This window comes from Pseudomonas sp. GW821-FHT10B02 (genome assembly GCF_059415665.1).
Genome location: NZ_JBWKNR010000001.1, coordinates 326,712 through 352,046 on the forward strand (window position 1 = coordinate 326,712; position 25,335 = coordinate 352,046).

At 62.1% G+C, this 25,335-nt stretch carries 25 protein-coding genes and 1 other RNA gene; 14 read left to right on the plus strand and 12 right to left on the minus strand.

The features are described 5' to 3' along the window. Positions 1-3: 3 nt before the first annotated feature. The 4 genes from AC07OF_RS01575 to AC07OF_RS01590 all read left to right on the plus strand — a co-directional run bounded on the left by AC07OF_RS01575 (position 4) and on the right by AC07OF_RS01590 (position 3,869). The gene (locus AC07OF_RS01575) at positions 4-582 is read left to right on the plus strand and encodes a mechanosensitive ion channel domain-containing protein (protein WP_371262016.1); all 579 of its coding nucleotides are present in this window, start codon (positions 4-6) and stop codon (positions 580-582) included. Between the two features lie 83 nt (positions 583-665). Continuing rightward, positions 666-1,298 (plus strand): LysE family transporter, encoded by a 633-nt coding sequence (locus AC07OF_RS01580; RefSeq protein ID WP_157194628.1) that lies wholly within the window; start codon positions 666-668, stop codon positions 1,296-1,298. A 162-nt stretch (positions 1,299-1,460) separates the two neighbouring features. Beyond that, a complete protein-coding gene (locus AC07OF_RS01585) occupies positions 1,461-3,359 on the plus strand; it encodes an FTR1 family protein (RefSeq protein ID WP_495072510.1) in 1,899 nt (632 codons plus the stop codon). A gap of 60 nt (positions 3,360-3,419) precedes the next feature. After that, entirely contained in the window at positions 3,420-3,869 is a 450-nt protein-coding gene (locus tag AC07OF_RS01590) for a YaiI/YqxD family protein (RefSeq protein WP_157194626.1), read from the plus strand. Here the strand turns inward: AC07OF_RS01590 and elbB are convergent, their stop codons facing one another. Beyond that, the gene (gene elbB / locus AC07OF_RS01595) at positions 3,870-4,538 is read right to left on the minus strand and encodes an isoprenoid biosynthesis glyoxalase ElbB (RefSeq protein WP_157194625.1); all 669 of its coding nucleotides are present in this window, start codon (positions 4,536-4,538) and stop codon (positions 3,870-3,872) included. It abuts the gene before it with no gap. Between the two features lie 153 nt (positions 4,539-4,691). After that, entirely contained in the window at positions 4,692-5,312 is a 621-nt protein-coding gene (locus tag AC07OF_RS01600; RefSeq protein ID WP_191830555.1) for a DedA family protein, read from the minus strand. Positions 5,313-5,519: 207 nt separating this feature from the next. Here AC07OF_RS01600 and hemB point away from each other — a divergent pair, with 207 nt between their 5' ends. Together hemB and ppk1 are read left to right on the plus strand one after the other, a co-directional pair. Next, positions 5,520-6,530 (plus strand): porphobilinogen synthase, encoded by a 1,011-nt coding sequence (gene hemB, locus AC07OF_RS01605; RefSeq protein ID WP_038615739.1) that lies wholly within the window; start codon positions 5,520-5,522, stop codon positions 6,528-6,530. Between the two features lie 19 nt (positions 6,531-6,549). Continuing rightward, positions 6,550-8,793, plus strand: a complete 2,244-nt coding sequence (ppk1, locus tag AC07OF_RS01610) for a polyphosphate kinase 1 (protein WP_157194623.1) — start codon at positions 6,550-6,552, stop codon at positions 8,791-8,793. Here the strand turns inward: ppk1 and ppx are convergent. Continuing rightward, positions 8,780-10,282 carry an exopolyphosphatase gene (gene ppx, locus AC07OF_RS01615; protein ID WP_157194817.1) on the minus strand — a complete coding sequence of 501 codons (1,503 nt, stop codon included), beginning with the start codon at positions 10,280-10,282 and terminating at the stop codon, positions 8,780-8,782. The two genes, ppk1 and ppx, sit on opposite strands and share 14 nt — an antisense overlap. Before the next feature lie 242 nt (positions 10,283-10,524). On the opposite strand from ppx, the gene trxA reads away from it, so the two are divergent. The 5 genes from trxA to AC07OF_RS01640 all read left to right on the plus strand — a co-directional run bounded on the left by trxA (position 10,525) and on the right by AC07OF_RS01640 (position 15,837). Continuing rightward, entirely contained in the window at positions 10,525-10,854 is a 330-nt protein-coding gene (trxA, locus tag AC07OF_RS01620) for a thioredoxin TrxA (protein WP_045201042.1), read from the plus strand. Positions 10,855-11,083: 229 nt separating this feature from the next. Next, complete coding sequence (gene rho, locus AC07OF_RS01625; protein WP_010221159.1) at positions 11,084-12,343, plus strand: transcription termination factor Rho; 1,260 nt, start codon at positions 11,084-11,086, stop codon at positions 12,341-12,343. Positions 12,344-12,469: 126 nt separating this feature from the next. After that, positions 12,470-13,936, plus strand: coding sequence for a 4-hydroxy-3-polyprenylbenzoate decarboxylase (gene ubiD, locus AC07OF_RS01630; RefSeq protein WP_038615731.1), 1,467 nt, complete (start codon positions 12,470-12,472; stop codon positions 13,934-13,936). Beyond that, a complete protein-coding gene (locus AC07OF_RS01635) occupies positions 13,937-14,905 on the plus strand; it encodes a CDP-6-deoxy-delta-3,4-glucoseen reductase (RefSeq protein ID WP_038615728.1) in 969 nt (322 codons plus the stop codon). Positions 14,906-15,180: 275 nt separating this feature from the next. Next, positions 15,181-15,837, plus strand: coding sequence for a gamma-glutamylcyclotransferase (locus AC07OF_RS01640; RefSeq protein ID WP_157194622.1), 657 nt, complete (start codon positions 15,181-15,183; stop codon positions 15,835-15,837). 132 nt (positions 15,838-15,969) lie between these two features. Here the strand turns inward: AC07OF_RS01640 and AC07OF_RS01645 are convergent, their stop codons facing one another. Beyond that, complete coding sequence (locus AC07OF_RS01645) at positions 15,970-16,947, minus strand: NADPH:quinone oxidoreductase family protein (protein WP_495072511.1); 978 nt, start codon at positions 16,945-16,947, stop codon at positions 15,970-15,972. A gap of 156 nt (positions 16,948-17,103) precedes the next feature. Between AC07OF_RS01645 and AC07OF_RS01650 the strand changes: the two genes are divergently transcribed. Then, complete coding sequence (locus tag AC07OF_RS01650) at positions 17,104-17,508, plus strand: flagellar basal body-associated protein FliL (RefSeq protein WP_495072512.1); 405 nt, start codon at positions 17,104-17,106, stop codon at positions 17,506-17,508. Between the two features lie 12 nt (positions 17,509-17,520). Here AC07OF_RS01650 and AC07OF_RS01655 read toward each other — a convergent pair whose 3' ends face one another. From AC07OF_RS01655 to AC07OF_RS01670, 4 genes are all read right to left on the minus strand, one after another. Beyond that, complete coding sequence (locus AC07OF_RS01655) at positions 17,521-18,639, minus strand: ABC transporter permease (protein ID WP_157194620.1); 1,119 nt, start codon at positions 18,637-18,639, stop codon at positions 17,521-17,523. Continuing rightward, a complete protein-coding gene (gene rbbA, locus AC07OF_RS01660) occupies positions 18,639-21,362 on the minus strand; it encodes a ribosome-associated ATPase/putative transporter RbbA (RefSeq protein WP_157194619.1) in 2,724 nt (907 codons plus the stop codon). Before rbbA ends, AC07OF_RS01655 begins: the two co-directional genes overlap by 1 nt. Beyond that, entirely contained in the window at positions 21,359-22,318 is a 960-nt protein-coding gene (locus AC07OF_RS01665; protein WP_157194618.1) for an HlyD family secretion protein, read from the minus strand. Before AC07OF_RS01665 ends, rbbA begins: the two co-directional genes overlap by 4 nt. A 92-nt stretch (positions 22,319-22,410) precedes the next feature. Further along, positions 22,411-22,860 carry an EVE domain-containing protein gene (locus AC07OF_RS01670; RefSeq protein ID WP_038615710.1) on the minus strand — a complete coding sequence of 150 codons (450 nt, stop codon included), beginning with the start codon at positions 22,858-22,860 and terminating at the stop codon, positions 22,411-22,413. A gap of 180 nt (positions 22,861-23,040) precedes the next feature. On the opposite strand from AC07OF_RS01670, the gene AC07OF_RS01675 reads away from it, so the two are divergent. After that, entirely contained in the window at positions 23,041-23,181 is a 141-nt protein-coding gene (locus AC07OF_RS01675; protein ID WP_165392175.1) for a hypothetical protein, read from the plus strand. Positions 23,182-23,199: 18 nt separating this feature from the next. On the opposite strand, the gene AC07OF_RS01680 is transcribed toward AC07OF_RS01675, so the two are convergent. The 4 genes from AC07OF_RS01680 to AC07OF_RS01695 form a co-directional block, all read right to left on the minus strand. Then, positions 23,200-23,808 carry a 5-formyltetrahydrofolate cyclo-ligase gene (locus tag AC07OF_RS01680; protein ID WP_038615707.1) on the minus strand — a complete coding sequence of 203 codons (609 nt, stop codon included), beginning with the start codon at positions 23,806-23,808 and terminating at the stop codon, positions 23,200-23,202. 83 nt (positions 23,809-23,891) lie between these two features. After that, positions 23,892-24,069: non-coding RNA, 6S RNA (gene ssrS / locus AC07OF_RS01685), on the minus strand. Between the two features lie 18 nt (positions 24,070-24,087). Then, a complete protein-coding gene (locus AC07OF_RS01690) occupies positions 24,088-24,405 on the minus strand; it encodes a cell division protein ZapA (RefSeq protein ID WP_038615705.1) in 318 nt (105 codons plus the stop codon). After that, positions 24,402-24,611, minus strand: a complete 210-nt coding sequence (locus AC07OF_RS01695; RefSeq protein WP_010221172.1) for a TIGR02449 family protein — start codon at positions 24,609-24,611, stop codon at positions 24,402-24,404. The genes AC07OF_RS01690 and AC07OF_RS01695 overlap by 4 nt, the downstream gene beginning before the upstream one ends. A gap of 152 nt (positions 24,612-24,763) precedes the next feature. Here AC07OF_RS01695 and AC07OF_RS01700 point away from each other — a divergent pair, with 152 nt between their 5' ends. After that, positions 24,764-25,318: a YecA/YgfB family protein gene (locus tag AC07OF_RS01700; protein WP_157194615.1), complete on the plus strand. Its 555-nt coding sequence runs from the start codon at positions 24,764-24,766 to the stop codon at positions 25,316-25,318. Positions 25,319-25,335 lie beyond the last annotated feature (17 nt).

The window sequence follows — 25,335 nt, forward strand, 5'->3', positions numbered from 1 at the left end:
TCGTTGCAGTTGCCCGTGCCGCCGGAGTGGATCGCACCGTTCTGGCTGGGCTTGCAGATTCTCCTGATCCTCTGCGCTGCATTTGTCCTGCAGCGCCTGGTCGGGCGCTGCCTGAAGCGTCTGGGCGAACGTTATCCCTTGCCCCCGGAGCTGATGATGCCGGTGCGCGGTGGCCTGCGCTGGCTGATCATGGGCAGTGCGCTGGTGTTCGTACTCGAGCGCCTGGGCGTTTCCGCCACGGTATTGTGGACGGCCTTGTCCGGCTTCGTCGCCGTCGCGGCGGTGGCGTTCTTCGCCATGTGGAGTGTGTTGTCGAACCTGCTGTGTGCGGTGCTGATCTTCACCGTCGGGCCATTTCGCATCGGCGACGTGGTGGAGCTGGTCGAGACCATCGACAAACCCGGAGTGAAAGGGCGGGTGGTGGCCATCAACCTGCTGTTCACGACCCTGATCGAAATGCCGGAGGCCGGTGGCGCGACTGTCCAGGTGCCCAACAGCCAGTTTTTCCAGAAGTCGGTCAGGCGCTGGCGCGGCGCTGAGATTGTGCCGCTGGTGGGTGAAGACAAAATCGTCGGCAAATGATCGGCCGCTGAAAAAAACCGTGGTTATTTTTTCGCCAGCGCACTAGTTTAGAGCTTTGTAACAAGCTATGGCCGAGGTGCGTGATGTCGTTGGAAACGTGGTTGGCATTTTTTGCCGCTTGCTGGGTGATCAGTCTCTCACCGGGCGCCGGGGCGATTGCCTCGATGTCCTGTGGTCTGCAGTACGGCTTCTGGCGCGGCTACTGGAACGCCCTGGGCCTGCAGCTGGGCCTGGTGCTGCAGATTGCGATCATTGCTGCCGGCGTTGGCGCCATCCTCGCCGCCTCGGCTACCGCGTTTCAGGTGATCAAATGGTTCGGCGTTGCCTATCTGGTCTACCTGGCCGTCAAACAGTGGCGCGCCTTGCCGGCTGACATCAGCGACGAGTCTGCCGTGCGGCCGATCGGCAAGCCGCTGGGGCTGGTGTTCCGTGGCTTTCTGGTCAACGTCAGCAACCCCAAGGCGCTGATCTTCATGCTGGCGGTACTGCCGCAGTTCATCAATCCGCATGCGCCGTTACTGCCCCAGTACCTGATCATCACAGCGACCATGGTGACAGTGGATCTGCTGGTCATGGCCGGATACACCGGCCTGGCGGCACGGGTACTGCGTTTGCTGCGCACGCCCAAGCAGCAGCGGCGGATGAACCGCACCTTTGCCGGGTTGTTCCTCGGGGCTGCGACCTTACTGGCTACGATTCGCCGGGCGCCAGTCTGATTCGGGATGCTTGCACAGAAAAAAAGGCGACCTCAGGGTCGCCTTTTTTGTTCTCGAGATGAAATTGTCACTAAATTTTACCGAGATTGCCGCGCAAACCTTGAGCGATCGCCATTGGAAGTGAACAATGCAATACCTCGCATTGTTATTTGAGATTGGCTCATGATTCCCCGTTCCCGCTTGCTTGCCTGGTTGCTTTGGCCGCTGCTGGCGCTGAGCAGTACCGCGCTGCTGGCCGACCCTGTCGAAAACGCCGCCAAGGCCTTGCACCTGCTCGACTACATCGGTGCCGACTACCCGGCGACGGTCGAGGCGGGCAAGGTGGTGGACGACGGCGAATACCGCGAGCAGCTGGAATTCACTGACGTGCTGCAAGGCCTGATCAGTGGCTTGCCGGCCCGTGCCGAACGGCAAGCGCTGGAGCAGGGCGTGGTCAGCCTGCGCCAGGCGATCAATCAGCGCCAGGACGGCGCCAGCGTCGCGCGTCAGGCCCGTCAGCTCGGTGCACAGCTGGCGGTTGCCTATGAAGTCAGCCAGGCCCCTGTCATCACCCCGGACCCCTCTCGCGGGGCGCCGCTGTATGCCCAGCACTGCTCGGTCTGCCATGGCGACAGCGGTGCCGGTGACGGTCCGGCGGGGGTCGGCCTGGAACCACCGCCGGCCAACCTGCGCAGCAGCGAGCGCCTGGCCCGGCTGAGCCTGTATGACCTCTACAACACCTTGGGGCAAGGCATCGAAGGCACCGACATGCCGTCCTTTGCCGATCAGCTCGACGAGCGTCAGCGCTGGGACCTGGCTACCTACGTCGCCAGCTTCACCGCGGATCCGGCCAAGGCCAAGGGCGAAACGAGCTACAACCTCGCTGATCTGGCGCGTCAGACGCCTCTGGAAGTTGAAGCATCGCAAGGGCTGGAAGCGGCGGCAGTGTTCCGCGCCCAGCGCGCCCAGCCACCGCAGGTTCAGCGTGGCCCGGCGCAGTTGCTGGACTACACCGCCAGCACCCTGGACAAGAGCCTGGCGGCCTACCAGAGCGGTGACCATGAACAGGCCTACGACCTGTCTGTAGCGGCCTACCTGGAAGGCTTCGAGCTGGTCGAAAGCTCCCTCGACAACGTCGATGCCAATGTGCGCAAGGACACTGAAAAGTCGCTCATGGCCTACCGCCAGTCGCTCCAGGACGGCCTGCCGCTTGAGCAGGTCAGCCAGCGTCTGCAGGCTGCCAAGGCGAAACTCAAGGAAGCCGCCGACTTGCTCGGCGGTGATGGCCTGAGCTGGTCGCTGAGCTACATTTCCGGCCTGCTGATCCTGCTGCGCGAAGGCCTGGAAGCCATTCTGGTGCTGGCGGCAATTCTCGCCTTCCTGCGCAACACCGGCCAGCAGTCGGCGGTACGTAGCGTCAACATCGGTTGGCTCCTGGCGTTGTTGGCCGGTTTCGGCACCTGGGCATTGGCAGCCTATGTCATCGATGTCGGTGGCGCTCAGCGCGAACTGCTGGAAGGCTGCACGGCGCTGTTCGCCAGTGTCATGGTGCTCTGGCTGGGCGTGTGGATGCACGATCGCCGGCACGCGGCGGCCTGGCAGAACTACATCAAGAGCAGTCTGGTCAGCGGTGGCGGACGCTTCGGCTTTGCCTTGCTGGCGTTCTTCTCGGTTTACCGCGAGCTGTTCGAAGTGATTCTGTTCTACGAAACGCTGTGGTTGCAGGCCGGGCCTGGCGGGCATCAGGCAGTACTGGCCGGTGGCGCCACGGCGTTGGTGCTGTTGGTGGGGCTGGCCTGGGTGATCCTGCGTGGTTCGGCGAAGCTGCCGCTGGCGCTGTTCTTCAGCATCAACGCTGCGTTGTTGTGTGCGCTGTCGGTGGTGTTTGCCGGTCACGGGGTCAAGGCACTGCAGGAAGCCGGGGTGTTCGGTACCCGTCCGGTGGCCTTCTTTGACTTCGACTGGCTGGGCATCCACGCCGATGCCTACTCGCTGGCGGCGCAAGTGGTGGCCTTGCTGGCCATTGCGATTCTGTACGGACGCAGCCGTCTGGCCGAGAAGCGCCGGGTGTCAGCGAGCTGATTTGAAGCCGAGCGGGCGAGCAGGGATACTGTTCGCCCGTATTCGTTGGAATCTGTTGTCATGCGTATCTGGATCGATGCCGATGCCTGCCCCAAGGCGGCCAAGGATCAGGTCGTCAAATTTGCCCTGAAGCGTCAGTTGGAAGTGGTGCTGGTGGCCGGGCAAAGCCAGATCAAACCGGCGTTCACCTGCGTCAGGTTGATCGTCGTGCCCAGCGGGCCGGATGCTGCCGACGATTACCTGGTCGAGCATGCCGTGCCGGGTGAGCTGGTGATCTGCAGTGATGTGCCGTTGGCCGACAGGCTGGTCAAGAAAGGCGTGGCCTGCCTTGATCCGCGTGGGCGAGAGTTCGACGAACGCAACATGGGCGAACGTCTGGCGGTGCGTAACCTGTTCACCGACCTGCGCGAGCAGGGGCAGGTCGGTGGTGGGCAGGCGCCTTATGGCGATCGTGAGAAGCAGGCCTTCGCCAACTCGCTGGACCGCATCCTCACGCGGCTGGCGCGCTGATCAATCGTTCTCGTGCGTCAGTTCCAGCACGCGGTCTACCAGCTTGTAGATGCCGCCAGCAGCTTCGCTGATCGACTGTGCGAGCATGTAGGCCGGGGTGCTGACCAGCTTGCGCTGGGTATCTTCGACGATGTCATGCACATCGCACTCTTCGTGGGTGCCACCCATCTTGACGATGGCTGCGCTGGTGTCGGCATCGTTGCCGATGGTGCAGACCACGCCAGGGCCATAGATTTTCGCCGCCAGGGCAGGCGAGATGCAGATCAGGCCGACCGGTTTGCCGGCCTCGGCGAACGCTTCGGCGAGCGCCAGGACATCCGGGTGGACGCTGCAGCCCGGGCCTTCAACGGCAAAATTCGAGAGGTTCTTGGCCGCGCCGAAACCGCCGGGCACGATCAGGGCGTCGAAGTCCTTGGCATCGGCCTCACGCAGATCCTTGATGTTGCCGCGGGCGATGCGCGCCGATTCCACCAGAACGTTGCGCGATTCGGGCATTTCCTCACCGGTCAGGTGGTTGAGCACATGCATCTGCGCAATGTTCGGCGCAAAGCACTGCACCTCGGCGCCGCGCTGGTCGAGGCGCAGCAGGGTGATCACGCTCTCGTGGATTTCGGCGCCGTCAAAGACACCACAGCCGGAAAGGATCACTGCAACTTTTTTTTTGGTCATGCTCACTACTCCCGAGTCGAGGCGTTAGATCGCCTCTAAATTGGCAGATGTCCAATCACCGCGTCCATCTTCTCAAAATCCTTTGTAGTTGGATTCTGCAAACGACGCAGTGTTCATTGTTCAGGGTGAGGACGACAACGGGGATTATCTGGCTCAGGGCCGGTCGCTGTCCTGATCCGCGGCACGCTGTTCGGCCTGCATGGCCGCAGCTTCCTTGCGCGCGACACGCGCCGCCTTGAAGCGCCGGCGCAACCACAGCAAGCCGCCGAAGGCCAGCAGGCCACCGAGCACCCATAGCTCGTACTTCTTCACGTTGCCCAGCAGGCCTTCGAGAATGGCGCCGAAGTGATAGGCGGCAGCGCCCAGGGCCAGGGCCCAGACCGCCGCACCGATGCCGTTGAGCAGCAGGTAGCGGCGTGGCGGGTAGCCGGACAGGCCAATGGCCACCGGCATGACCGTGCGCAAGCCGTAGACGAAACGGAAACTCAGAACCCAGATATCCGGGTGGCGGCGGATGTGCTCCAGCGCCCGGTCGCCCATCAGCTGCCAGCGCGGTTTGCGCGCCAGCAGTTTGCGCCCGTGCTTGCGCCCCATGAAGTACCACAGCTGGTCACCGGCATAGCTGCCGAAGAAGGCCACCAGGCACACCAGGTTGATATCCATGTATCCGCGGAACGCAAGGAAGCCTGCGAGAACCAGGATGGTCTCACCTTCGAAAAACGTGCCGAGAAAAAGGGCAAAGTAACCAAAATCCTGCAGGAATTGTTGGAGCATTTTCTGGGTGCTGGCGAAATGAACGCGCAGCCTAACCCTTCGTGGCCGTTGGGGAAAGTATCCAAATGTGTCTCGACGTTAACATTTCCTACAAGGACAATGACTGCGTCCTCAAGTCGCAGGGTTGTCCCAGGCTGTCATTCAAGCGTCATAATGGCCGCTTATAACTGTCGCGCTCGCCCGCCTGCGCGGGCTCAGGAGTCTGCCGTGAGCTTTACCCCCGCTAACCGTTTGTTTCCTGCCACCCGTCTGCGTCGCAACCGTCGTGACGATTTCTCCCGTCGTCTGGTGCGCGAAAACGTGCTGACCGTCGATGATCTGATCTACCCGGTGTTTGTCCTCGATGGCGAAAACCGCCGTGAGGAAGTTGCCTCGATGCCGGGTGTCGAGCGTCTGAGCATCGACCTGTTGCTGGAAGCGGCGCAAGAGTGGGTGAAGCTGGGGATTCCAGCCCTGGCTTTGTTCCCGGTGACGCCAACCGAGAAAAAATCCCTCGACGGTGCCGAAGCCTGGAACCCGGACGGCATTGCCCAGCGCGCCACCCGCGCCCTGCGTGAGCGCTTCCCGGAGCTGGGCGTGATCACCGACGTCGCCCTCGACCCGTTCACCACCCATGGTCAGGACGGCATTCTCGACGAAGAAGGCTACGTACAGAACGACATTACCGTCGATGCCCTGGTGCGTCAGGCCTTGTCCCATGCCGAAGCCGGTGCCCAGGTGGTAGCCCCTTCGGACATGATGGACGGCCGCATCCAGGCCATTCGTGAAGCCCTGGAGCTGGCGGGTCACGTCAACGTGCGTATCATGGCTTACTCGGCCAAGTACGCCAGCGCTTATTACGGCCCGTTCCGCGATGCGGTCGGCTCGGCCCTGAACCTGGGCAAGGCCAACAAGGCCTCCTACCAGATGGACCCGGCCAACAGCCACGAAGCCCTGCATGAAGTGGCGGCGGACCTGGCCGAAGGTGCCGACATGGTCATGGTCAAGCCGGGTATGCCGTATCTGGATATCCTTTTTCGGGTCAAGGATGAATTCAAGGTCCCGACCTTTGTCTATCAAGTCAGTGGCGAGTACGCCATGCACATGGCCGCGATCCAGAACGGCTGGCTCAGTGAAGGTGTGATCCTGGAATCCCTCACGGCCTTCAAACGGGCAGGAGCTGATGGCATCCTGACCTATTTCGCTGTTCGCGCTGCTCAATTGATGAGAGGGCAGTAACGCCCTTCAGGAACGCTAGATGAATAACGAAGTACTCAGTAGTGATGTCGACATGAAGCAAGCCCAGCCGGTACCGGAGCAACTGCTCGAAACACCGCCGGAGCCTGCTGCGCTGCCTGAGCCTGTGGCCGAGGTCGAGGCGCCTGCGCCTGTCCCGGCGCCAGTTGCCCCGGCCATCGCTGTTCCCGGTCTGGATGACAGCAGTCTGTACATTCACCGCGAGTTGTCCCAGCTGCAGTTCAATATCCGCGTGCTGGAACAGGCGCTGGATGAGAACTATCCGCTGCTGGAGCGGCTGAAGTTCCTGCTGATCTTTTCCAGCAACCTGGATGAGTTCTTCGAAATTCGTGTGGCGGGCCTGAAGAAGCAGATCACCTTTGCCCGTGAGCAGGCCGGCGCTGACGGCCTGCAGCCGCATCAGGCGCTGGCGCGGATCAGTGAAGTGGTACACAGCGAGGTCCATCGTCAGTACGCGATCCTCAACGATGTGCTGCTGCCGGAGCTGGAGAAACACCAGATCCGCTTTATCCGCCGTCGTCACTGGAACACCAAGCTCAAGACCTGGGTGCGGCGCTTCTTCCGCGACGAGATCGCCCCGATCATCACCCCGATCGGCCTCGATCCGACGCACCCGTTCCCGTTGCTGGTGAACAAGAGCCTTAACTTCATCGTCGAGCTGGAAGGTGTCGACGCGTTCGGCCGTGACTCCGGTCTGGCGATCATTCCGGCGCCACGCCTGTTGCCACGGGTGATCAAGGTGCCGGAGGAGGTGGGCGGTCCGGGAGACAACTACGTCTTCCTGTCCTCGATGATCCATGCCCACGCCGATGACCTGTTCCAGGGCATGAAGGTCAAGGGTTGCTATCAGTTCCGCCTGACCCGTAACGCCGACCTGGCGCTGGACTCCGAAGACGTCGAAGACCTGGCCCGGGCCCTGCGTGGCGAACTGTTCTCGCGCCGTTATGGCGATGCCGTGCGCCTGGAAGTGGCCGACACCTGCCCGAAACACCTCTCGGACTACCTGCTCAAGCAGTTCAGCCTGAGTGAAAGCGAGCTGTACCAGGTCAACGGTCCGGTCAACCTGACCCGGCTGTTCAGCATTACCGGCCTGGACAGTCACCCGGAATTGCAATACACGCCGTTCACACCAGCGATTCCCAAGCTGTTGCAGAACGCCGAGAACATTTTCAGCGTGGTCGGCAAGCAGGACATCCTGCTCATGCACCCCTTCGAGTCGTTCACGCCAGTGGTCGATCTGCTGCGCCAGGCCGCCAAGGACCCGCACGTTCTGGCTGTGCGCCAGACCCTGTACCGCAGCGGCGCCAACTCGGAGATCGTCGACGCGCTGGTCGATGCCGCGCGTAACGGCAAGGAGGTCACCGCGGTGATCGAATTGCGTGCGCGCTTCGACGAAGAGTCCAACCTGCAGCTGGCCAGCCGTCTGCAGGCCGCTGGTGCGGTGGTGATCTACGGTGTGGTCGGCTTCAAGACCCACGCCAAGATGATGCTGATCCTGCGTCGCGAAGCCGGCGAGATCGTGCGCTACGCGCACCTGGGTACCGGTAACTACCACGCCGGCAACGCCCGCCTGTACACCGACTACAGCCTGCTGACCTCGGACGACGCCTTGTGTGAAGACGTCGGCAAGCTGTTCAGTCAGTTGATCGGCATGGGCAAGACCCTACGCATGAAGAAGCTGCTGCACGCGCCGTTCACCCTGAAGAAGGGCATGCTCGACATGATCGCGCGGGAAACCCAGTTCGCCCTTGAGGGCAAGCCTGCGCACATCATCGCCAAGTTCAACTCGCTGACCGATCCGAAGATCATCCGCGCCTTGTACAAGGCCAGTCAGTCAGGGGTGCGTATCGATCTGGTGGTGCGCGGCATGTGCTGCCTGCGTCCGGGGATTGCCGGGGTGTCGCACAACATTCAGGTGCGTTCGATCATTGGTCGCTTCCTCGAGCACACGCGGGTGTTCTACTTCCTCAACGGCGGCGAGGAGCAGATGTTCCTGTCCAGTGCCGACTGGATGGAGCGCAACCTCGACAAGCGGGTCGAGACCTGCTTCCCGGTCGAGGGCAAGAAGCTGATCCTGCGGGTGAAGAAGGAGCTGGAAGGGTACCTGACCGACAACACCCACGCCTGGATCCTGCAGCCGGACGGCCGCTATGTGCGCAGCACGCCTACCGGCAACCAGAACGCGCGCAGTGCCCAGGCGGCTCTGCTCGAGCGCCTGAGCAACCCGGTCCTCAGCGTACGCTGAGGACGAAGCCGACCCGGGTCAGCCACTCTGCCTCCAGGCCGAAGTCGGCCTGGGTCAGCTGATTCTCTTCCAGCCAGCCGGCCGGGAACTCGACATCCAGGCTATCGCCCTTGGCATGCAGGGTCACCGTCGGCATCTGCTGGGTGCCGCGGATGTGATGGAACAGAATCGCAAAGCGCAGCAGCACGCACAGGCGAATCAGCTTGACGCCTTCGTCGCCGAATTCGGCGAACTTGTCCTTGGGAATGTTGCGGCGATGGCCGCGCACCAGCAGGGCGAGCATCTGCTGGTCTTCGCGGGAGAAGCCGGCCAGGTCGGAGTGCTCGATCAGGTAGGCGCCGTGCTTGTGGTAGTGGTAGTGGGCGATATCCAGGCCCACTTCATGCACTTTGGCCGCCCAGCCGAGCAGCTCACGCCAGATACCGTCTTCCAGGTCCCAGGCCTTGGCCACCTGGTCGAAGGCGTGCAGGGCTTTGCGCTCGACCCGGGCCGCCTGGCCCTGATCGACGTGATAACGCTCCATCAGCGAGGTCAGGGTGCGCTCACGCACGTCTTCATGGTGATGACGGCCGAGCAGGTCGTAGAGCACGCCTTCGCGCAGGGCGCCATCGCAGTGGTCCATGCGCTGCAGTTCCAGCGCATCGAAAATCGCTTCCATGATCGCCAGGCCGGCCGGGAAGATCGCCCGGCGGTCCGGTTTGACGCCGTCGAAGTCGATCTTGTCGGTTTCGCCCAGTTTGAACAGCTTGCGTTTGAGCCAGGCCAGGCCCTCGGCATTGACTTCGCCGCTGCCCATGCCGCCTGACTTGAGGGCCAGGCCGATGGCGCGGATGGTCCCGGAGGAGCCGATGGCTTCGTCCCAGGTCAGGCGGTGCAGGGCGTTTTCGATGCTCATCAGCTCCAGGCGCGCTGCGGTATAGGCCTGGGCGTAGCGTGCCGGGGTGATTTTGCCGTCACGGAAGTAGCGCTGGGTGTAGCTGACGCAGCCCATCTGCAGGCTTTCGCGCAGCAGCGGCTCGAATCGCTGGCCGATGATGAACTCGGTACTGCCGCCGCCGATATCGGCGACCAGACGTTTACCGGGGGTGTCGGCCAGGGTGTGGGAAACGCCGAGGTAGATCAGGCGGGCTTCTTCACGGCCGGAAATCACTTCGACCGGATGCCCGAGGATTTCTTCGGCGCGGCGGATGAACTCGCCGCGGTTGCGCGCCTCACGCAGGGCGTTGGTGCCGACGATACGTACCGCGCCATCGGGCATGCCGCTGATCAGCTGGGCGAAGCGCTTGAGGCAGTCCAGACCGCGCTGCATCGATTCTTCGTTGAGCTGGCGCTCTTCGTTGATCCCGGCGGCCAGCTGAACCTTCTCCCCGAGTCGCTCAAGAATACGGATCTCGGTATGGTGGGCCTTGGCCACTACCATATGGAAACTGTTGGAGCCCAAGTCAATGGCAGCGATCAAGGACAGATTCTTGGCTGTGGTTTGCGGCATGGTCATGGTTTCTCGGTCGATAACCCGGCAATCCTGCCACGATCCAGGGCTGACGCCAACGCGCAGCTTATCAAGGCTTGATGTGGGGCAGGTTGATGGAGGAAATATGACTTTCCTGTGACCGCACCGATATGCGCGGTCATGCACAACTATAGTTACACTCAATCGTCCGTGACTTCCTGTAAGTCGCCGGTGCGGCTATGATGGGCCACGTTTTTTTGCTTACGACCTTGGAGACTTCCATGAGCAGCGATCTTATCAAACACGTCACCGACGCCACCTTCGAAGCCGAAGTCCTGAAGGCTGAAGGCCCGGTGCTGGTCGACTACTGGGCTGAATGGTGCGGCCCTTGCAAAATGATCGCTCCGGTTCTGGACGACATCGCCGCTACCTACCAGGGCAAACTGACCGTCGCCAAGCTGAACATCGACGACAACCAGGAAACCCCGGCCAAGCACGGCGTGCGTGGCATCCCGACGCTGATGCTGTTCAAGAACGGCAACGTCGAGGCCACCAAGGTCGGCGCACTGTCCAAGTCTCAGCTGGCAGCCTTCCTGGACGCCAATATCTGAGTGAAAAAAGCCCCGCATTCGCCGGGGCTTTTCTTTGTCTGGTGACTAGACGCCAGAAAAAGCAGGTGTTACATTCGGCCTCGCACTGTTTCTTCGGTGCCCTCTGCACGCCGTCGCCGACGCATCCCTAATTCGAATCAGTACGCGATCCTGTCGCCTTCTCTGCGGCGCGGCTTCATTAAGCCAGAAGCTTAATTTCCCCTTCTTACATGATTACGTCACTCCCCTTATGAACCTGACTGAACTCAAGCAAAAGCCGATTACCGATCTGCTCGAAATGGCCGAACAGATGGGCATAGAAAATATGGCCCGTTCGCGCAAGCAAGATGTGATTTTCTCCCTGTTGAAAAAGCATGCGAAAAGCGGCGAGGAAATCTCCGGTGACGGCGTGCTGGAGATTCTCCAGGACGGCTTCGGCTTCTTGCGCTCGGCGGATGCTTCCTACCTGGCCGGCCCGGACGACATCTATGTCTCGCCAAGCCAGATCCGCCGTTTCAACTTGCGCACCGGCGACACCATCGTCGGCAAGATCCGCCCGCCAAAAGAAGGCGAGCGTTACTTCGCCCTGCTGAAAGTCGACACCATCAACTTCGACCGGCCGGAAAACGCGAAGAACAAGATTCTGTTCGAAAACCTGACGCCGCTGTTCCCTAACGAGCGCCTGAAGATGGAAGCCGGTAACGGCTCCACCGAAGACCTCACCGGCCGGGTGATCGACCTCTGCGCCCCGATCGGTAAAGGCCAGCGTGGTTTGATCGTTGCTCCGCCAAAAGCGGGCAAGACCATCATGCTGCAGAACATCGCGGCCAACATTACCCGTAACAACCCCGAGTGCCACCTGATCGTCCTGCTGATCGACGAGCGCCCGGAAGAAGTAACCGAAATGCAGCGCACCGTGCGCGGCGAAGTGGTTGCCTCGACCTTCGACGAGCCACCAACCCGCCACGTGCAGGTTGCCGAAATGGTCATCGAGAAGGCCAAGCGCCTGGTTGAGCACAAGAAAGACGTAGTCATCCTGCTCGACTCGATCACCCGTCTGGCACGTGCCTACAACACCGTGATCCCGAGCTCCGGCAAGGTCCTGACCGGTGGTGTCGATGCTCACGCCCTGGAGAAGCCAAAGCGTTTCTTCGGTGCTGCGCGTAACATCGAAGAAGGCGGCTCGCTGACCATCATCGCCACCGCGCTGGTTGAAACCGGTTCGAAGATGGACGAAGTGATCTACGAAGAGTTCAAGGGCACCGGCAACATGGAGCTGCCGCTGGACCGCAAGATCGCCGAGAAGCGTGTATTCCCGGCCATCAACATCAACCGTTCGGGTACCCGTCGCGAAGAGCTGCTGACCGCCGACGACGAGCTGCAGCGCATGTGGATCCTGCGCAAGCTGCTGCACCCGATGGATGAAGTCGCGGCCATCGAGTTCCTGGTCGACAAGCTCAAGCAGACCAAGACCAACGACGAGTTCTTCTTGTCGATGAAACGCAAGTAAACCAGTGCGTTGCGCAAAAGCCGGGGCAACCCGGCTTTTTGCTATCTGTACTTTGGCTATTCTGGCCGGCCGGGTTAGGCGATACACTTTGCACCCCGACCGGTACGGCGAATACGAGGCTTTTGCATGCAGTATCGCGATTTGCGCGACTTTATCCGTGGCCTGGAACAGCGCGGCGAACTCAAGCGCATCCAGGTTCCGATCTCTCCAGTCCTGGAAATGACCGAAGTCTGCGACCGCACTCTGCGCGCCAAAGGCCCGGCGCTACTGTTCGAAAAGCCTACGGGCTTCGACATTCCGGTGCTCGGCAACCTGTTTGGCACCCCGGAGCGGGTAGCCATGGGCATGGGCGCCGAGTCGGTCAGCGAGCTGCGCGAAATCGGCAAGCTGCTGGCCTTCCTCAAGGAGCCTGAGCCGCCCAAAGGCCTGAAGGATGCCTGGTCGAAGCTGCCGATCTTCAAGAAGGTCGTGTCGATGGCACCGAAAGTGGTCAAGGATGCCGCCTGCCACGAAGTGGTCATCGAAGGCGACGACGTCGACCTCGGCATGCTGCCGGTGCAGCATTGCTGGCCGGGCGATGTCGCGCCGCTGATTACCTGGGGCCTGACCGTGACCCGCGGGCCGAACAAAGAGCGCCAGAATCTGGGGATCTATCGCCAGCAGGTGATTGGCCGCAACAAGGTGATCATGCGCTGGCTCAGCCACCGCGGCGGCGCCCTGGACTACCGCGAGTGGTGCGAGAAGCACCCGGGCCAGCCGTTCCCGGTCTCCGTGGCCCTCGGCGCGGATCCGGCGACCATCCTTGGCGCGGTGACCCCGGTACCCGACACCTTGTCCGAATACGCATTCGCCGGCCTGTTGCGCGGCAACCGCACCGAGCTGGTCAAGTGCCGTGGCAATGACCTGCAGGTGCCGGCCACCGCCGAGATCATCCTCGAGGGTGTGATTCATCCGGGCGAGATGGCGCCGGAAGGTCCGTACGGCGACCACACTGGTTACTACAACGAAGTCGACAGCTTCCCGGTGTTCACCGTCGAGCGCATCACGCACCGCAAAAATCCGATTTATCACAGCACCTACACTGGCCGTCCGCCAGATGAGCCGGCGATCCTCGGTGTGGCGCTCAACGAAGTCTTCGTGCCGATCCTGCAGAAGCAGTTCCCGGAAATCACCGACTTCTACCTGCCACCTGAAGGCTGTTCCTACCGCATGGCGGTGGTGACCATGAAGAAGCAGTATCCGGGGCACGCCAAGCGCGTCATGCTCGGGGTCTGGTCGTTTTTGCGACAGTTCATGTACACCAAGTTCGTTATTGTCACCGACGACGACATCAATGCCCGGGACTGGAATGATGTGATCTGGGCGATTACCACGCGTATGGACCCCAAGCGCGATACGGTGATGATCGACAACACCCCGATCGACTACCTGGACTTCGCTTCGCCGATTTCCGGCCTGGGTTCGAAGATGGGCCTGGATGCGACGAACAAGTGGCCGGGAGAAACCAGCCGTGAATGGGGACGGGTCATCGTCAAGGATGAAGCGGTCACCCGGCGGATCGATGAGCTGTGGAACCAGTTGGGAATAGACTAAATGCAGGTAACCTTGCAGCCGTCCGGGGCGGTGTTGGCGCTCAACCCCGGAGAACGGATTCTGGATGGGGCGCGGCGTCTTGGCTACGACTGCCCGCAGAGCTGCCGCAATGGCAACTGCCATGTCTGCGCTGCGTTGCTGGTGGAAGGACGCGTGCGTCAGGACGGGCAGGAGCGTGACCATGGCGAACTGTTCACCTGCATCGCCGAACCGCTGGAGGACTGTGTCTTGTTATGGGATGGCGTGCTCGCGTTAGGCGAGTTGCCGGTACGGACACTGGCCTGTCAGTTGAGTGAGTGCGTTGAGGTCGGTGGCGACGTCTGGCGGGTGCGCCTGCGGGCACCGGCGGGCAAACCGCCGCGTTACCATGCCGGGCAGTACCTGATGATCGAGCGCGAAGCGGGCGACAAGGCGGCCTTCTCCCTGGCATCGGCCCCCCATAGCGGACGCGAACTTGAGCTGCACGTGCTGGCCCGCGAAAACAGTGCGGTGGCATTGATTGCACAGTTGCAGCGCAACGGTATGGCGCGGCTCGAGATGCCGTTTGGCGATGCTCACCTGGCTGAGCTGCCCGATGGTCCGCTGGTTCTGATCGCCGCAGGCACCGGCATGGCGCAAATGCACAGCCTGATCGAGCATTGCCGGGCCCAGGGCTTCAAGCATCCGGTTCACCTGTACTGGGGCGTGCGCCTGCCAGAGGACTTTTACCAGATCGAGCATTGGGCCGAATGGGAGCAGTTGCCGAACCTGTTCCTGCACAAGGTGGTGAGCGATCTGTGTGGCTGGGAAGGGCGTTGCGGCCTGTTGCACGAGGCCATTTGTGAAGATATGCAGGATCTGGCCGGTATCCATGTTTACGCCAGCGGCTCGCCGAACATGGTCTATGCCACCCTCGATGCGCTGGTCGAAGCGGGTATGGATGCTCATCAGATGCGTGCTGATGTATTCGCTTATGCCCCTCGCGGTTGAATGACGGAATAAGGCACGCTGCAATAGCGTGCCGGTTTAATAACCACCGTTGTTTGTAGCGGGCATAAGGCAATTATTATTGCCGGCAGCGTAAATAACTTTCGCTACACTTGGAATAACACCCTGAGGTTTGCTCAAAGCCTTGCTGCAGGGCACTTCCGGGGCGAGGTGAGGCTTGTGTTCAATACACAATCTGCCGTACGGTAAGTACGCGGATAAGGTATTCGTTTACAGTGACTCACTTCTGTAGTTCACGGGGAATTCTGGCGGCAGCTATGTCGGCGATTGAAACTGCATCTTTGCCTGTGGCTTATCCTCCGTTGCTCGACTTCGGACAACAACTGTCCCATGAGCAACTTAAACTTTCGGTTCAGCACACCATGTCCCGCCATCAGGGTGGTCCGGTCTGGCTGTTTGCCTACGGCTCGCTGATCTGGCGCCCGGAATGCAACGCCGCCGAGCGTCGGCGCGCCAGGGTGCATGGTTACCATCGCGGGCTATACCTGTGGTCGCACGAGCACCGGGGGACTCCCGAGTGCCCGGGGCTGGTCTTCGGCCTTGACCGTGGCGGCTCCTGCAGCGGCTTTGCCTACCGCCTGCCAGACGAATGCCTGGAAGACTCCCTGTTGGCTCTGTGGCAGCGCGAGATGCCTTACCCGGCTTACCGGCCGCATTGGCTGACCTGCCGCCTGGACGATGGCAGCAAGGTTCAGGCCCTGGGTTTTGTGCTCGAGCGGCACTTGCCGTGCTACGCCGGTAACCTGCCCGACGATCTGCTCAGTCAGATTTTCGCCAACGCCAAGGGGCGTTATGGCAGTACCCGTGACTACGTCGAGCAGACCCTCAACGCGTTGCGCATTCATGCCATGCCGGACCGTAACCTGGAGGCCCGGTTCCGACGTTGCCATAAAGACCGGATGCATACCCTGTAGGAGCTGGCGGTAGCCTGCGATCGACCGCGGAGCGGTCGTAATACGGGCAGCGCTGAACGTGCAGTCCTTATTGGCCGTATCGCGGGACAAGCCCGCACACACACTTGGTTCCGCAGCGCTGGAAGGATTGGCTCAGCGCAGGGTCACCACCAGTTTGCCCAGCGCTTTACGCTGACCGAGCAGGTCGATGGCCGCTCCGGCCTCGGCCAGCGGGAAGGTTTGCGACACCAGGGGCTTGAGCTTGCCCTCGGCGAACCAGGCAAACAGCTGCTTGAAGTTCGCCGCGTTGTCAGCTGGCTGGCGCTGGGCGAAAGCACCCCAGAACACGCCAAGCACTGCCGCCCCCTTGAGCAGCGCCAGGTTTACCGGTAGCTGCGGGATGCGCCCACTGGCAAAGCCCACCACCAGCAGGCGGCCATTCCAGGCGAGGCCACGCACCGCCTGGTCGAACAGGTCGCCGCCGACCGGGTCGTAGATCACATCGACACCGTTGCCAGCGGTCAGGCGTTTGATCTCGTCCTTGAGGCTGTGCTCGCTGTAGTTGATCAATTCATCGGCACCGGCGGCCTTGGCCACGGCGAGCTTCTCGGCGCTGCTGGCCGCGGCGATGACCCGTGCGCCCATGGCCTTGCCGATTTCCACCGCCGCCAGGCCGACACCGCCGGAGGCGCCGAGCACCAACAGGGTTTCGCCGGCCTTGAGCTGACCGCGTTGCTGCAGGGCATGCATCGAGGTGCCATAGGTCATGCCAAAGGCGGCGGCGTGGGTGAAGTCCATTTGCTCAGGGATCGGCAGCACGTTATAGCCCGGCACTGCCACCTGCTCGGCAAAGCTGCCCCAGCCGGTCAGGGCCATGACCCGGTCGCCGACCTTGAGATCAGTGACTTTCTCGCCCACCGCGCTGATGATCCCCGCCGCCTCGCCTCCGGGCGAGAAGGGCAGAGGCGGCTGGAACTGGTACTTGCCCTCGATGATCAGGGTGTCGGGAAAGTTGACCCCGGCCGCATGTACATCCAGGAGGATTTCGTTCTTCTTCGGTACGGGGCTTGCGACCTCTTCCAGGACCAGACCCTGAGCCGGGCCCAGGGTTTTGCACAACACTGCTTTCATCGGGACTATTCCTTTGCGCGTAGTGGCCGATAAGTGTAGGTGGGTCAGGTGCCGGGTCAACGAGCATGGCCCGTCCTGATAGGCCGGCATAAGCCCGGGCTTGGGTTTGACCGGTGCGCTGGGTATGCTGGCGCGAACTGTTTGAGGAGCGAATTCGTGAAAGCGTGGATCTTGATGGTAATGGCGCTGATGCTGCCGATGGCGGCCTTGGCCGAAGAAGCCAAGGAAGGGGAACCGAAGGTCTCCTACATCTCCCTGAGCCCACCCTTCGTGGGCAACTACGCCCTGGATGGCGGCCCGAAGCTGCGTGTGTACAAAGCCGACGTCGCCCTGCGGGTCAACAGTGACGCTGCCGCGACGGCGGTGAAGCATCATGAGCCATTGATCCGCAATCAGCTGGTGGCGCTCTTCACTCAGCAGAACCTGGAAAGCATGAGCAATGTCGAGGCCAAGGAAAAGCTGCGTCAGGAAGCCCTGAAGCAGGTCCAGCAGGTACTGGAGAACGAAGAAGGCAAGCCGCTGGTTGATGACCTGCTGTTCAACAACCTGATCGTGCAGTAACCCGCCCGGCCCTCAGGATGTAAGGCTGCGGCGAAAACGTCCCAGGGCAACGGCGAAAAACGCCAGGCCGATGGCGGCCAGGGCCAGCAGGTCGGGCCAGACCACCGCCAGCCCGGCGTCACGGAACAGGATCGCGGCGCTGAGGCTGACGAAGTGGGTCGAGGGCGAAAGCTGCATGACCCACTGCAGCCACTGCGGCATGCTGTCCAGCGGCGTACTGCCCCCGGACAGCAAGAGCATGGGGATGATCACCGGAATCGCCAGCAAGCCGAATTGCGGGGTCGAGCGGGCCAGGGTGGCGAGGAAGATCCCCAGCGCGGTACTGGCAAACAGATACAGCGCGGTCACCGCCAGGAACAAGCCCAGCGACCCGGCCAGTGGCACGCCCAAAGCCCCTTTGACCACCACTTCCAGCGACACCCAGGTGCACAGCACCACCACCAGGGCGTTGCTGCCGATCTTCGCCAGCATGATTTCCAGCGCCGTCAGCGGCAGCACCAGCAGGTGATCGAGGGTGCCGTGTTCGCGTTCGCGCAGCAGTGCGGTGCCAGTCAGGACAATCGCCAGAATGGTGATGTTGTTGACGATCTGGATCACCGCCAGAAACCAGCCACCTTCCAGGTTCGGGTTGAACAGCGCCCTGGGGCTGATCAGCGCCGGGCTGCTGGTTGCCGCCGAGCCCTGGTTGGCGTAGTCCAGCAGTTCGCGTTCGAAGATCCGCCCGATGTAGCCGGCGCCCATGAACGCCTGGCTCATGGCCGTGGCATCGACATTGACCTGCAGCTCTGGCGAGCGCCCGGCGAGCAGGTCAGTCTGGAAGTTGACCGGTACGTTGATGACGAAGGTATACAGGCCACTGTCCATGGCCTGGTCGAGCTGGTCGTAGGCCAGCGGCACGGCGCTCTGGAATTCGGGTGGTTGCAGGGCCTCGGCCAGCTTGCGCGAGAGCAGGCTGTGGTCTTCGTCGATCACCGCCACGCTGGCGTTGTGCACGCCGATGATCGATCCCGCTGCTGGCATGTAGATCGCCACGCTGAAGGCATACAGCAGAAACAGCAGCAGTACGCTGTCGTGGCGCAGGCTGGTCAGCTCTTTGAGGCCCAGGCGCAGGGTGTGTGCCAAGCGATGCATCAGACCTCCTGCTTCTTCAGCATGGCCAGGCTCAGGCCGGTGAAACCGAGGAAGAAGCCCAGCAACGCCAGGCACTGTGGCCACAGCTCACGCAGGCTCAGGGCTTTGGTGAACGTGCCGACGGCGATATCGAGAAAGTAGCCGGCCGGGAACAGCTGGCCCATCAGCGCCGCCGAGCCATCGAGCGAGGAGCGCGGCACGATCAGCCCGGAGAACTGGATGGTCGGCAGGCTGGTGATGATCATGGTGCCGAGAATCGCGGCAATCTGGGTGCGGGTGAAGGCCGAGATCAGCAGGCCCAGGCTGGTGGTTGCCAGCAGGTACAGCAGACCGCCACAGGCCAGGGCCAGGGCGCTGCCTTTGAACGGCACGCCGAACAGCCAGCGGTTCATTGCCACCAGCAGCGCCAGGTTGATCAGGCTGATTGCCAGGTACGGCGCCTGTTTGCCGAGTAGAAACTCCAGGCGGGTCAGCGGTGTGGCGTAGAAGTTGGTGATCGAACCCAGCTCTTTCTCGCGGACAATCCCGAGCGCCGTGAGCATGGCCGGAATGAAGGCCAGGATCAGCGCCATCACCCCGGGGCCGATGGCATTCACGCTGACCACGTCCTGGTTGTAGCGAAAGCGGGTTTCCAGGCGCACCGGGGATTGTCCGGGCTGCGCCTTGCTGCTCAGTGCCGCCAGTTGTTCAAGGTTGGCCTGGTGCACCGCTTCGACGTAGTTGCGGCTGGTCTCGGCGCGAAACGGCATGCCACCGTCGAGCCAGGCGGCCACCACCGGTTGGCGCCCGGCGTGCAGGTCGCGACCGAATCCGGGCGGGATCTCCAGAGCCAGTTTGATTTCCGAGCGCTGCAGGCGTTGGTGCAACTGTTTCGAGTCGCGAATCGGTGCTTGCTCGGCGAAGTAGCGCGAGCCGCGGAAGGCTTCGAGGTAGGCACGGCTTTGCGGGCTCTGGTCCTGGTCATAGACGGCGAAGGCCAGGTTCTCCACGTCCAGCGAGATGCCGTAGCCGAATATCACCATCATGAACACGGCGCCGAGCAGGGCGAATGCCAGGCGTACCTTGTCGCGCAGCAGTTCTTTGCCTTCGCGCGTGGCCACGGCAAACAGGCGGCGGATGCTGAAACCTTGCGACATGAGCATTGGCGTTGTCGAGGCAGGCGCGTCCAGCTGGGCGGTGGCCGCAGGTGGTTCGCTCGGTTCCTGGGCCTGTTCCAGGCAAGTGACGAAAGCGTCCTCCAGGGTCTCGCCGGCGAACTGTTGTTGCAGCGCAGCCGGCGTGTCGCAGGCCAGTACCTTGCCGGCGTGCATCAGGGAAATGCGGTCGCAGCGCAGCGCTTCGTTCATGAAATGGGTGGACAGGAAGATGGTCACGCCCTGATCCCGCGACAGTTCGATCAGCAAGCGCCAGAAGTCATCGCGGGCGGCCGGGTCGACCCCTGAAGTGGGTTCGTCGAGGATCAGTACCTCGGGGCGATGCAGTACCGCAACCGCCAATGACAGGCGCTGGCGCAGGCCCAGGGGCAGCGCGCCGGATTGCTGGTCGGCGATGGCGCCGAGGTCGAAACGCTCGATCAGCTCGGCGATGCGCGGCGCGCTTTCGGCTTTGGGCAGATCGAAAAGCCGCGCGTGCAGATCGAGGTTCTGCCGCACGCTGAGCTCGCCATACAGCGAGAAACTCTGGGACATGAAGCCGACCCGCTTGCGCGTGGCCAGGTCCTTGGCGTCCACCGGGCGGCCCAACAGCATGGCGCTGCCTTCACTGGCCGGCATCAGGCCGGTGAGCACCTTCATGGTGGTGGTCTTGCCGCAGCCGTTGGAGCCGAGAAAACCGAAAATCTCACCACGGCCAATGGCAAAGCTGACCTTGTTCACCGCAGTGAAATCACCGAAGCGCAGGGTCAGCTCATGGGCTTCGATGGCAATCGTCGTGTCGCCGTCAGCGCGCGGTGGAATCTGCAGTGGCTGTGCGTCGTGTGCGCTGTCGCCTTGATAGTGGGTGAAGGCATCATCCAGCTTGCCGCTGGCGGTGACACTGGCCAGCTCGTGGCTGAGCCCCGAGGCAATCAATCTGCCGCGATCGAGCATCAGGCAATGTTCGAACTGTTCGGCCTCTTCCATGTAGGCGGTGGCCACCAGCAGGGTCAGTTGCGGCCGCTCCTGGCGCACCTGTTCGACCAGCTCCCAGAAGCGCCTGCGCGACAGCGGATCGACGCCGGTGGTCGGTTCGTCGAGGATCAACAGGTCCGGTTCGTGGATCAACGCGCAGCATAGCCCGAGCTTTTGCTTCATGCCGCCGGACAGCTTGCCCGCCGGCCGTTCGGCAAAGCGGGCGAGGTCGGTGGCCAGCAGCAGGTTGTGCATGCGCTGCTCGCACTCGGCGGCGCTGAGGCCGAACAGGGTGGCGAAGAAGCGGATGTTTTCGCTGATCGACAGTTCCGGGTAGAGGTTGTTGCCCAGGCCCTGCGGCATGAAAGCGATGCGCGGGTACAGGCTGTTGCGGTGACGGCGTTTGCGGATCGAGCCGCCGAGTACCGACAGCTCACCGTTTTGCAGCTTTTTCACCCCGGCAATCAGCCCGAGCAGGCTGGACTTGCCGGCACCGTCCGGGCCGATCAAGCCGCAGCGGGTGCCGGCCGGCAGGTTGAAGGTGATGTCCTGCAGGGCGTCCAGTTTGCCGTAGCGGTGGCGGATGCCCTCGGCCTGCAGCGCCAGTGCGTTCATTGCAGGTTGGCCGGCCAGTCCACTTCAGCGGTGCGCACATAGCCCGCACCGGGCATGCCGGGTTTGGCCTGCGGCACGGCACTGGGCTCGGTCAGGCGCAGTTTGACCCGGAACACCAGCTTCTGGCGTTCGTCGCGGGTTTCCACCTGCTTCGGGGTGAACTGGGCCTTGGCGGCGACAAAGGCAATTTTCGCCGGCAGGGCCTTTTCCGGCAGGGCGTCGAGTATCACCCGGGCTTGATCGCCGACGGTCAGGCGACCGGTAGTCGAAGCCGGCAGGTAGAGGTTCATGTACTGGTCGTTAGGATCGATCAGCAGCAATACCCGGCCACCGGCACCGAGCACTTCGCCAGGTTCGGCCAGGCGTAACTGGATGACACCGTCGATGGGCGCACGCAAACTGCTGTCGTCGATCTCGCTGGTGAGTTGTGCAACCTGGGCCTGTGCGGCACCGATCGCGGCCTTGATCGCGGCCAACTGCGCGCGCGCGGCGACCACCGCGGAACATGCGGTGTCGTAGCGCGCCTGCTGTTGGTCGAGCAACTGCTGGCTGGCGTATTTGCGCTGGAAGATTTCCCGGACCCGCTTGAGCTCCTGGCTGGCCAGCAGCTGCTCGCTCTGGCGCAATTGCACATTGGCCTGGGCCGCCGCGTAGTTTTCCTCGGCTCGCAGCACTTCGGCCTCAGCCTGATTACGTTGGGCCTCGAGGGTGCGGGTGTCGATACGCGCCAGCAGCTGGCCCTGGCGAACCTTGTCGCCTTCGTCGACCAGCACTTCGGCCAGACGCCCGGGGATCTTGCTGGCGATCTGCACTTCAGTGGCTTCGAGCCGGCCGTTACCCATGCTCAGGCCATCAGGCAGACGGTCGTGCAGGGATTTCCAGTAACCCAGGCCGCCTGCGGCCACAAGCAGGGCGATCAAGGCGCCGGCGAAAAATTTCGGGGTATGTTGGCTCATCAGTCTGCATCCTGCTGCATTCACGTCAGAGTGTGACGCGGCACCGATCCTGGTGCGTTGATGTTGGTCAAATTGATAGCATCCTATCCGATTTAACGCAGAGCGAGTACCGCGGCCCATTGTTCAGGGGTCACCGGCATGACCGACAGGCGGCTGCCTTTCTGCACCAGGGGCAATTCGGCGAGGGCGGTCTGTTGTTTGAGGTAGCCCAGGCCCAGCACCTTGCTGAAGGTTTCGACGTGGGCAACGTCGACAGCGCTCCAGGGGTTCTTCTCGGCATTGGCCTTGGCGTCGAAGTAATGGCTTTGCGGATCCAGGGCGGTCGGGTCGGGGTAGGCGGCGGCGCTGATCCGGGCGATGCCGGCGATGCCCGGCTCGGGGCAGCTGGAGTGGTAGAAGAAAAACTGATCGCCCACCGCCATGCTGCGCAGGAAATTGCGTGCCTGATAGTTGCGAACGCCGTCCCAGCGCGCTTGCTGCAAGCGTGCCAGATCCTTGATCGAAAGTTCGTCGGGTTCGGATTTCATCAGCCAATAGGCCATGGGGCTGCTCCTGGTAAAAATTTGAAATAACCTGTTGCATGAAACCGACAGTCGGTTGGCGTCAAGGTTTGCGTGTCGTCTCAGGTTGTCGGAGAATGCGCCACTTTCAAGCTTGACGCTGCCGCAACCATTAAAAAACGTTGCTGACAACGTGATCAGTTTGCCTGAGGGGGGCAATCAATGAATCGCAAACCGGACTTGCTCTGGATTCTGGTGTTTCTGTTCGGTTTGGGTGTGGTCACTACCGGTTATGCGCAAAGCCTGTGGGAGCGCAAACTCGACGCTCCGTACGAAATGCCGGTCAATCCGCAACAGCGTTAATCGCCTGCTGGCGCCTTTTCAGACGGGCGCCAGGTACCAGCCACGGTCCGAGACCGTTCCTTGCAGTGGTACATCCCAACTGGCCTGGGCCAGTCGTTCGACTTTTTGACACTCATGGGCCAGGCCTAATAACAAGGGCTTTTTCCATGCCTTGCGCCGTGCCTGATAGGCCAGGCTTCGATCATAGAAGCCACCGCCCATGCCCAGCCGGCCACCGACTTCATCAAACCCCACCAGTGGCAGCAGGATCAGGTCCAGCGCCCAGATCGGCCGTTGCCGTGCCAGATTGATGTGCGGCTCGGCGATGCGAAAACGGTTGGGCCGCAGTTTTTCGCCGTGCTCGATACGTTGAAAGACCATTTTGCTTCTCGGCCAGGCGTGCAGCACCGGCAGATAGGTGCGCTTGCCGCGCCGCTGGGCTTCGCGCAGCAGCAGACGCGGGTCGATCTCACAATCATTGGGCAGGTACAGGGCGATGTGGCGGGCGCGGCGGAACAGCGGATGCTGGGCCAGTTGCCGGTACAGTCCAAGCGCGGCCTGACGTTGCTCGGCCGGACTCAAGGCGCGGCGGGCATCGCGTAGCAGGCGGCGGAGCTGGGGGCGGGTGAGCGGCGCGGTGTCGGTCATGGCACGGGCGTTCCCAGAGAGGGCTGCCTGGCGCAGGGCGGCAGCTCGATTTGCCCGCGCAACAACGCGAGCAAAGGTAATTCAGGCTCCCCGACGAACCGCTGTCGGTGTAGCCCTTGAACCCGAAAGTTCAAGGTGGAGATTGCAGGAGGCGTTAAGGCTTTCCGTCAAGCGGACATGCACACCGGCCCCACGTGCAACCCCCGTGGTTGTGCGTATCGGCTCAGGGACATGACCGACTGGCAAGCACTCCAGGGAGTGGCGCCAGTATACCGATACTCAGCCCTTATTTGAATCTTGATCGTCGGCCAGTGCCTGATCGACCCGTTCGAGCAGGTCACGCACCTGTTCACGGCTGGCGCCGCCTGCTGGCGCTTCAGGGCGTTCCTGGTTGTGCAGCAGGTCGTGGGTGATGTTCAGCGCTGCCATCACGGCGATCCGGTCGGCACCGATGACTTTGCCGCTGCTGCGGATTTCGCGCATCTTGCCATCCAGGTAGCGTGCGGCGCTGACCAGGTTGCTGCGCTCTTCGGGCGGACAGATGATCGAATATTCTTTGTCGAGGATCTGAACGGTGACGCTATTGCTTGAACTCATGAGTCTTGCTCCAGGGCCTTGAGTCGCAAAATCATCGATTCGACCTTACGCCGGGCGATTTCGTTTTTTTCGATGAGGTGGGCGCGCTCCTCGCGCCAGGACTTTTCCTGAGCTAATAGGAGTGCGTTTTGCCGTTTTAGTTGCTCGACTCGCTCAATCAGCAGTTCGAATCGGCCCATCAGCGCTTGCAGATCGTTCTCTTGCATTGGTTGCCCACTCGATTCGCTCTGGGGGTGGTTGCCCGGTTTATGCCCCGGCCTGCCCCGAGTTGGCCACGTCGATGGTCTTGGCGCGCCTGCCGGTGCTAGGATACAAGGTCTTCATTCTAGTCATTGCGCCGTCTGGCGCCTAGTTGCCCATGCCCAATACCAATTCGCCGTACACCGCTTTCGCCACCTTGCTCAGCAGCAACGGGCATCCTGTTTCCCCTGCCGAACTGCACGGGCTGTTGCTCGGCCGCAGCTGCGCCGGTGCCGGCTTCGATGCCGAGGCCTGGCTGGCCGACGCCGCCCACCTGCTGGAAAACGATCCGGCAGACAACGTTCGTAACGCTTTGATCGGCCTGCAGGAGATGGTCAAAGGCGAACTCACCGGCGACGATATCACTGTTGTCTTGCTGCTGCCGGGCGATGACGCCACGCTGACCGACCGGGCTGGGGCCCTGGGTGAGTGGTGCAAGGGCTTCCTCTATGGCTTTGGCTTGAACTCGGGTGGCTTGACCCTGAGCGTCGAGGCCAAGGAAATCTTGCAGGATCTGGACGCGATCTCCCAGGTCCAGGACGCCCTGGAAGAATCCGAAGACGGCGAAAGCGACTACATGGAAGTGATGGAATACCTGCGCGTCGCGCCGCTGCTGCTGTACACGGAGCTGGCCAAGCCGGTCGAGCCTGCCGCCAAACCTTCGCTGCACTGATTGCTGAGGGACTCCAC

Coding starts and splice junctions, on each gene's coding strand:
- AC07OF_RS01585 (WP_495072510.1), top strand. CDS start 1,461: ATGATTCCCCGTTCCCGCTTGCTTGCCTGGTTGCTTTGGCCGCTGCTG.
- AC07OF_RS01600 (WP_191830555.1), bottom strand. CDS start 5,312: ATGCTCCAACAATTCCTGCAGGATTTTGGTTACTTTGCCCTTTTTCTC.
- AC07OF_RS01590 (WP_157194626.1), top strand. CDS start 3,420: ATGCGTATCTGGATCGATGCCGATGCCTGCCCCAAGGCGGCCAAGGAT.
- AC07OF_RS01680 (WP_038615707.1), bottom strand. CDS start 23,808: ATGACCGACACCGCGCCGCTCACCCGCCCCCAGCTCCGCCGCCTGCTA.
- ubiD (WP_038615731.1), top strand. CDS start 12,470: ATGCAGTATCGCGATTTGCGCGACTTTATCCGTGGCCTGGAACAGCGC.
- AC07OF_RS01635 (WP_038615728.1), top strand. CDS start 13,937: ATGCAGGTAACCTTGCAGCCGTCCGGGGCGGTGTTGGCGCTCAACCCC.
- AC07OF_RS01640 (WP_157194622.1), top strand. CDS start 15,181: ATGTCGGCGATTGAAACTGCATCTTTGCCTGTGGCTTATCCTCCGTTG.
- AC07OF_RS01700 (WP_157194615.1), top strand. CDS start 24,764: ATGCCCAATACCAATTCGCCGTACACCGCTTTCGCCACCTTGCTCAGC.
- AC07OF_RS01675 (WP_165392175.1), top strand. CDS start 23,041: ATGAATCGCAAACCGGACTTGCTCTGGATTCTGGTGTTTCTGTTCGGT.
- ppx (WP_157194817.1), bottom strand. CDS start 10,282: ATGCCGCAAACCACAGCCAAGAATCTGTCCTTGATCGCTGCCATTGAC.
- AC07OF_RS01670 (WP_038615710.1), bottom strand. CDS start 22,860: ATGGCCTATTGGCTGATGAAATCCGAACCCGACGAACTTTCGATCAAG.
- rho (WP_010221159.1), top strand. CDS start 11,084: ATGAACCTGACTGAACTCAAGCAAAAGCCGATTACCGATCTGCTCGAA.
- AC07OF_RS01665 (WP_157194618.1), bottom strand. CDS start 22,318: ATGAGCCAACATACCCCGAAATTTTTCGCCGGCGCCTTGATCGCCCTG.
- AC07OF_RS01580 (WP_157194628.1), top strand. CDS start 666: ATGTCGTTGGAAACGTGGTTGGCATTTTTTGCCGCTTGCTGGGTGATC.
- AC07OF_RS01690 (WP_038615705.1), bottom strand. CDS start 24,405: ATGAGTTCAAGCAATAGCGTCACCGTTCAGATCCTCGACAAAGAATAT.
- AC07OF_RS01655 (WP_157194620.1), bottom strand. CDS start 18,639: ATGCATCGCTTGGCACACACCCTGCGCCTGGGCCTCAAAGAGCTGACC.
- rbbA (WP_157194619.1), bottom strand. CDS start 21,362: ATGAACGCACTGGCGCTGCAGGCCGAGGGCATCCGCCACCGCTACGGC.
- AC07OF_RS01695 (WP_010221172.1), bottom strand. CDS start 24,611: ATGCAAGAGAACGATCTGCAAGCGCTGATGGGCCGATTCGAACTGCTG.
- AC07OF_RS01645 (WP_495072511.1), bottom strand. CDS start 16,947: ATGAAAGCAGTGTTGTGCAAAACCCTGGGCCCGGCTCAGGGTCTGGTC.
- trxA (WP_045201042.1), top strand. CDS start 10,525: ATGAGCAGCGATCTTATCAAACACGTCACCGACGCCACCTTCGAAGCC.
- ppk1 (WP_157194623.1), top strand. CDS start 6,550: ATGAATAACGAAGTACTCAGTAGTGATGTCGACATGAAGCAAGCCCAG.
- elbB (WP_157194625.1), bottom strand. CDS start 4,538: ATGACCAAAAAAAAAGTTGCAGTGATCCTTTCCGGCTGTGGTGTCTTT.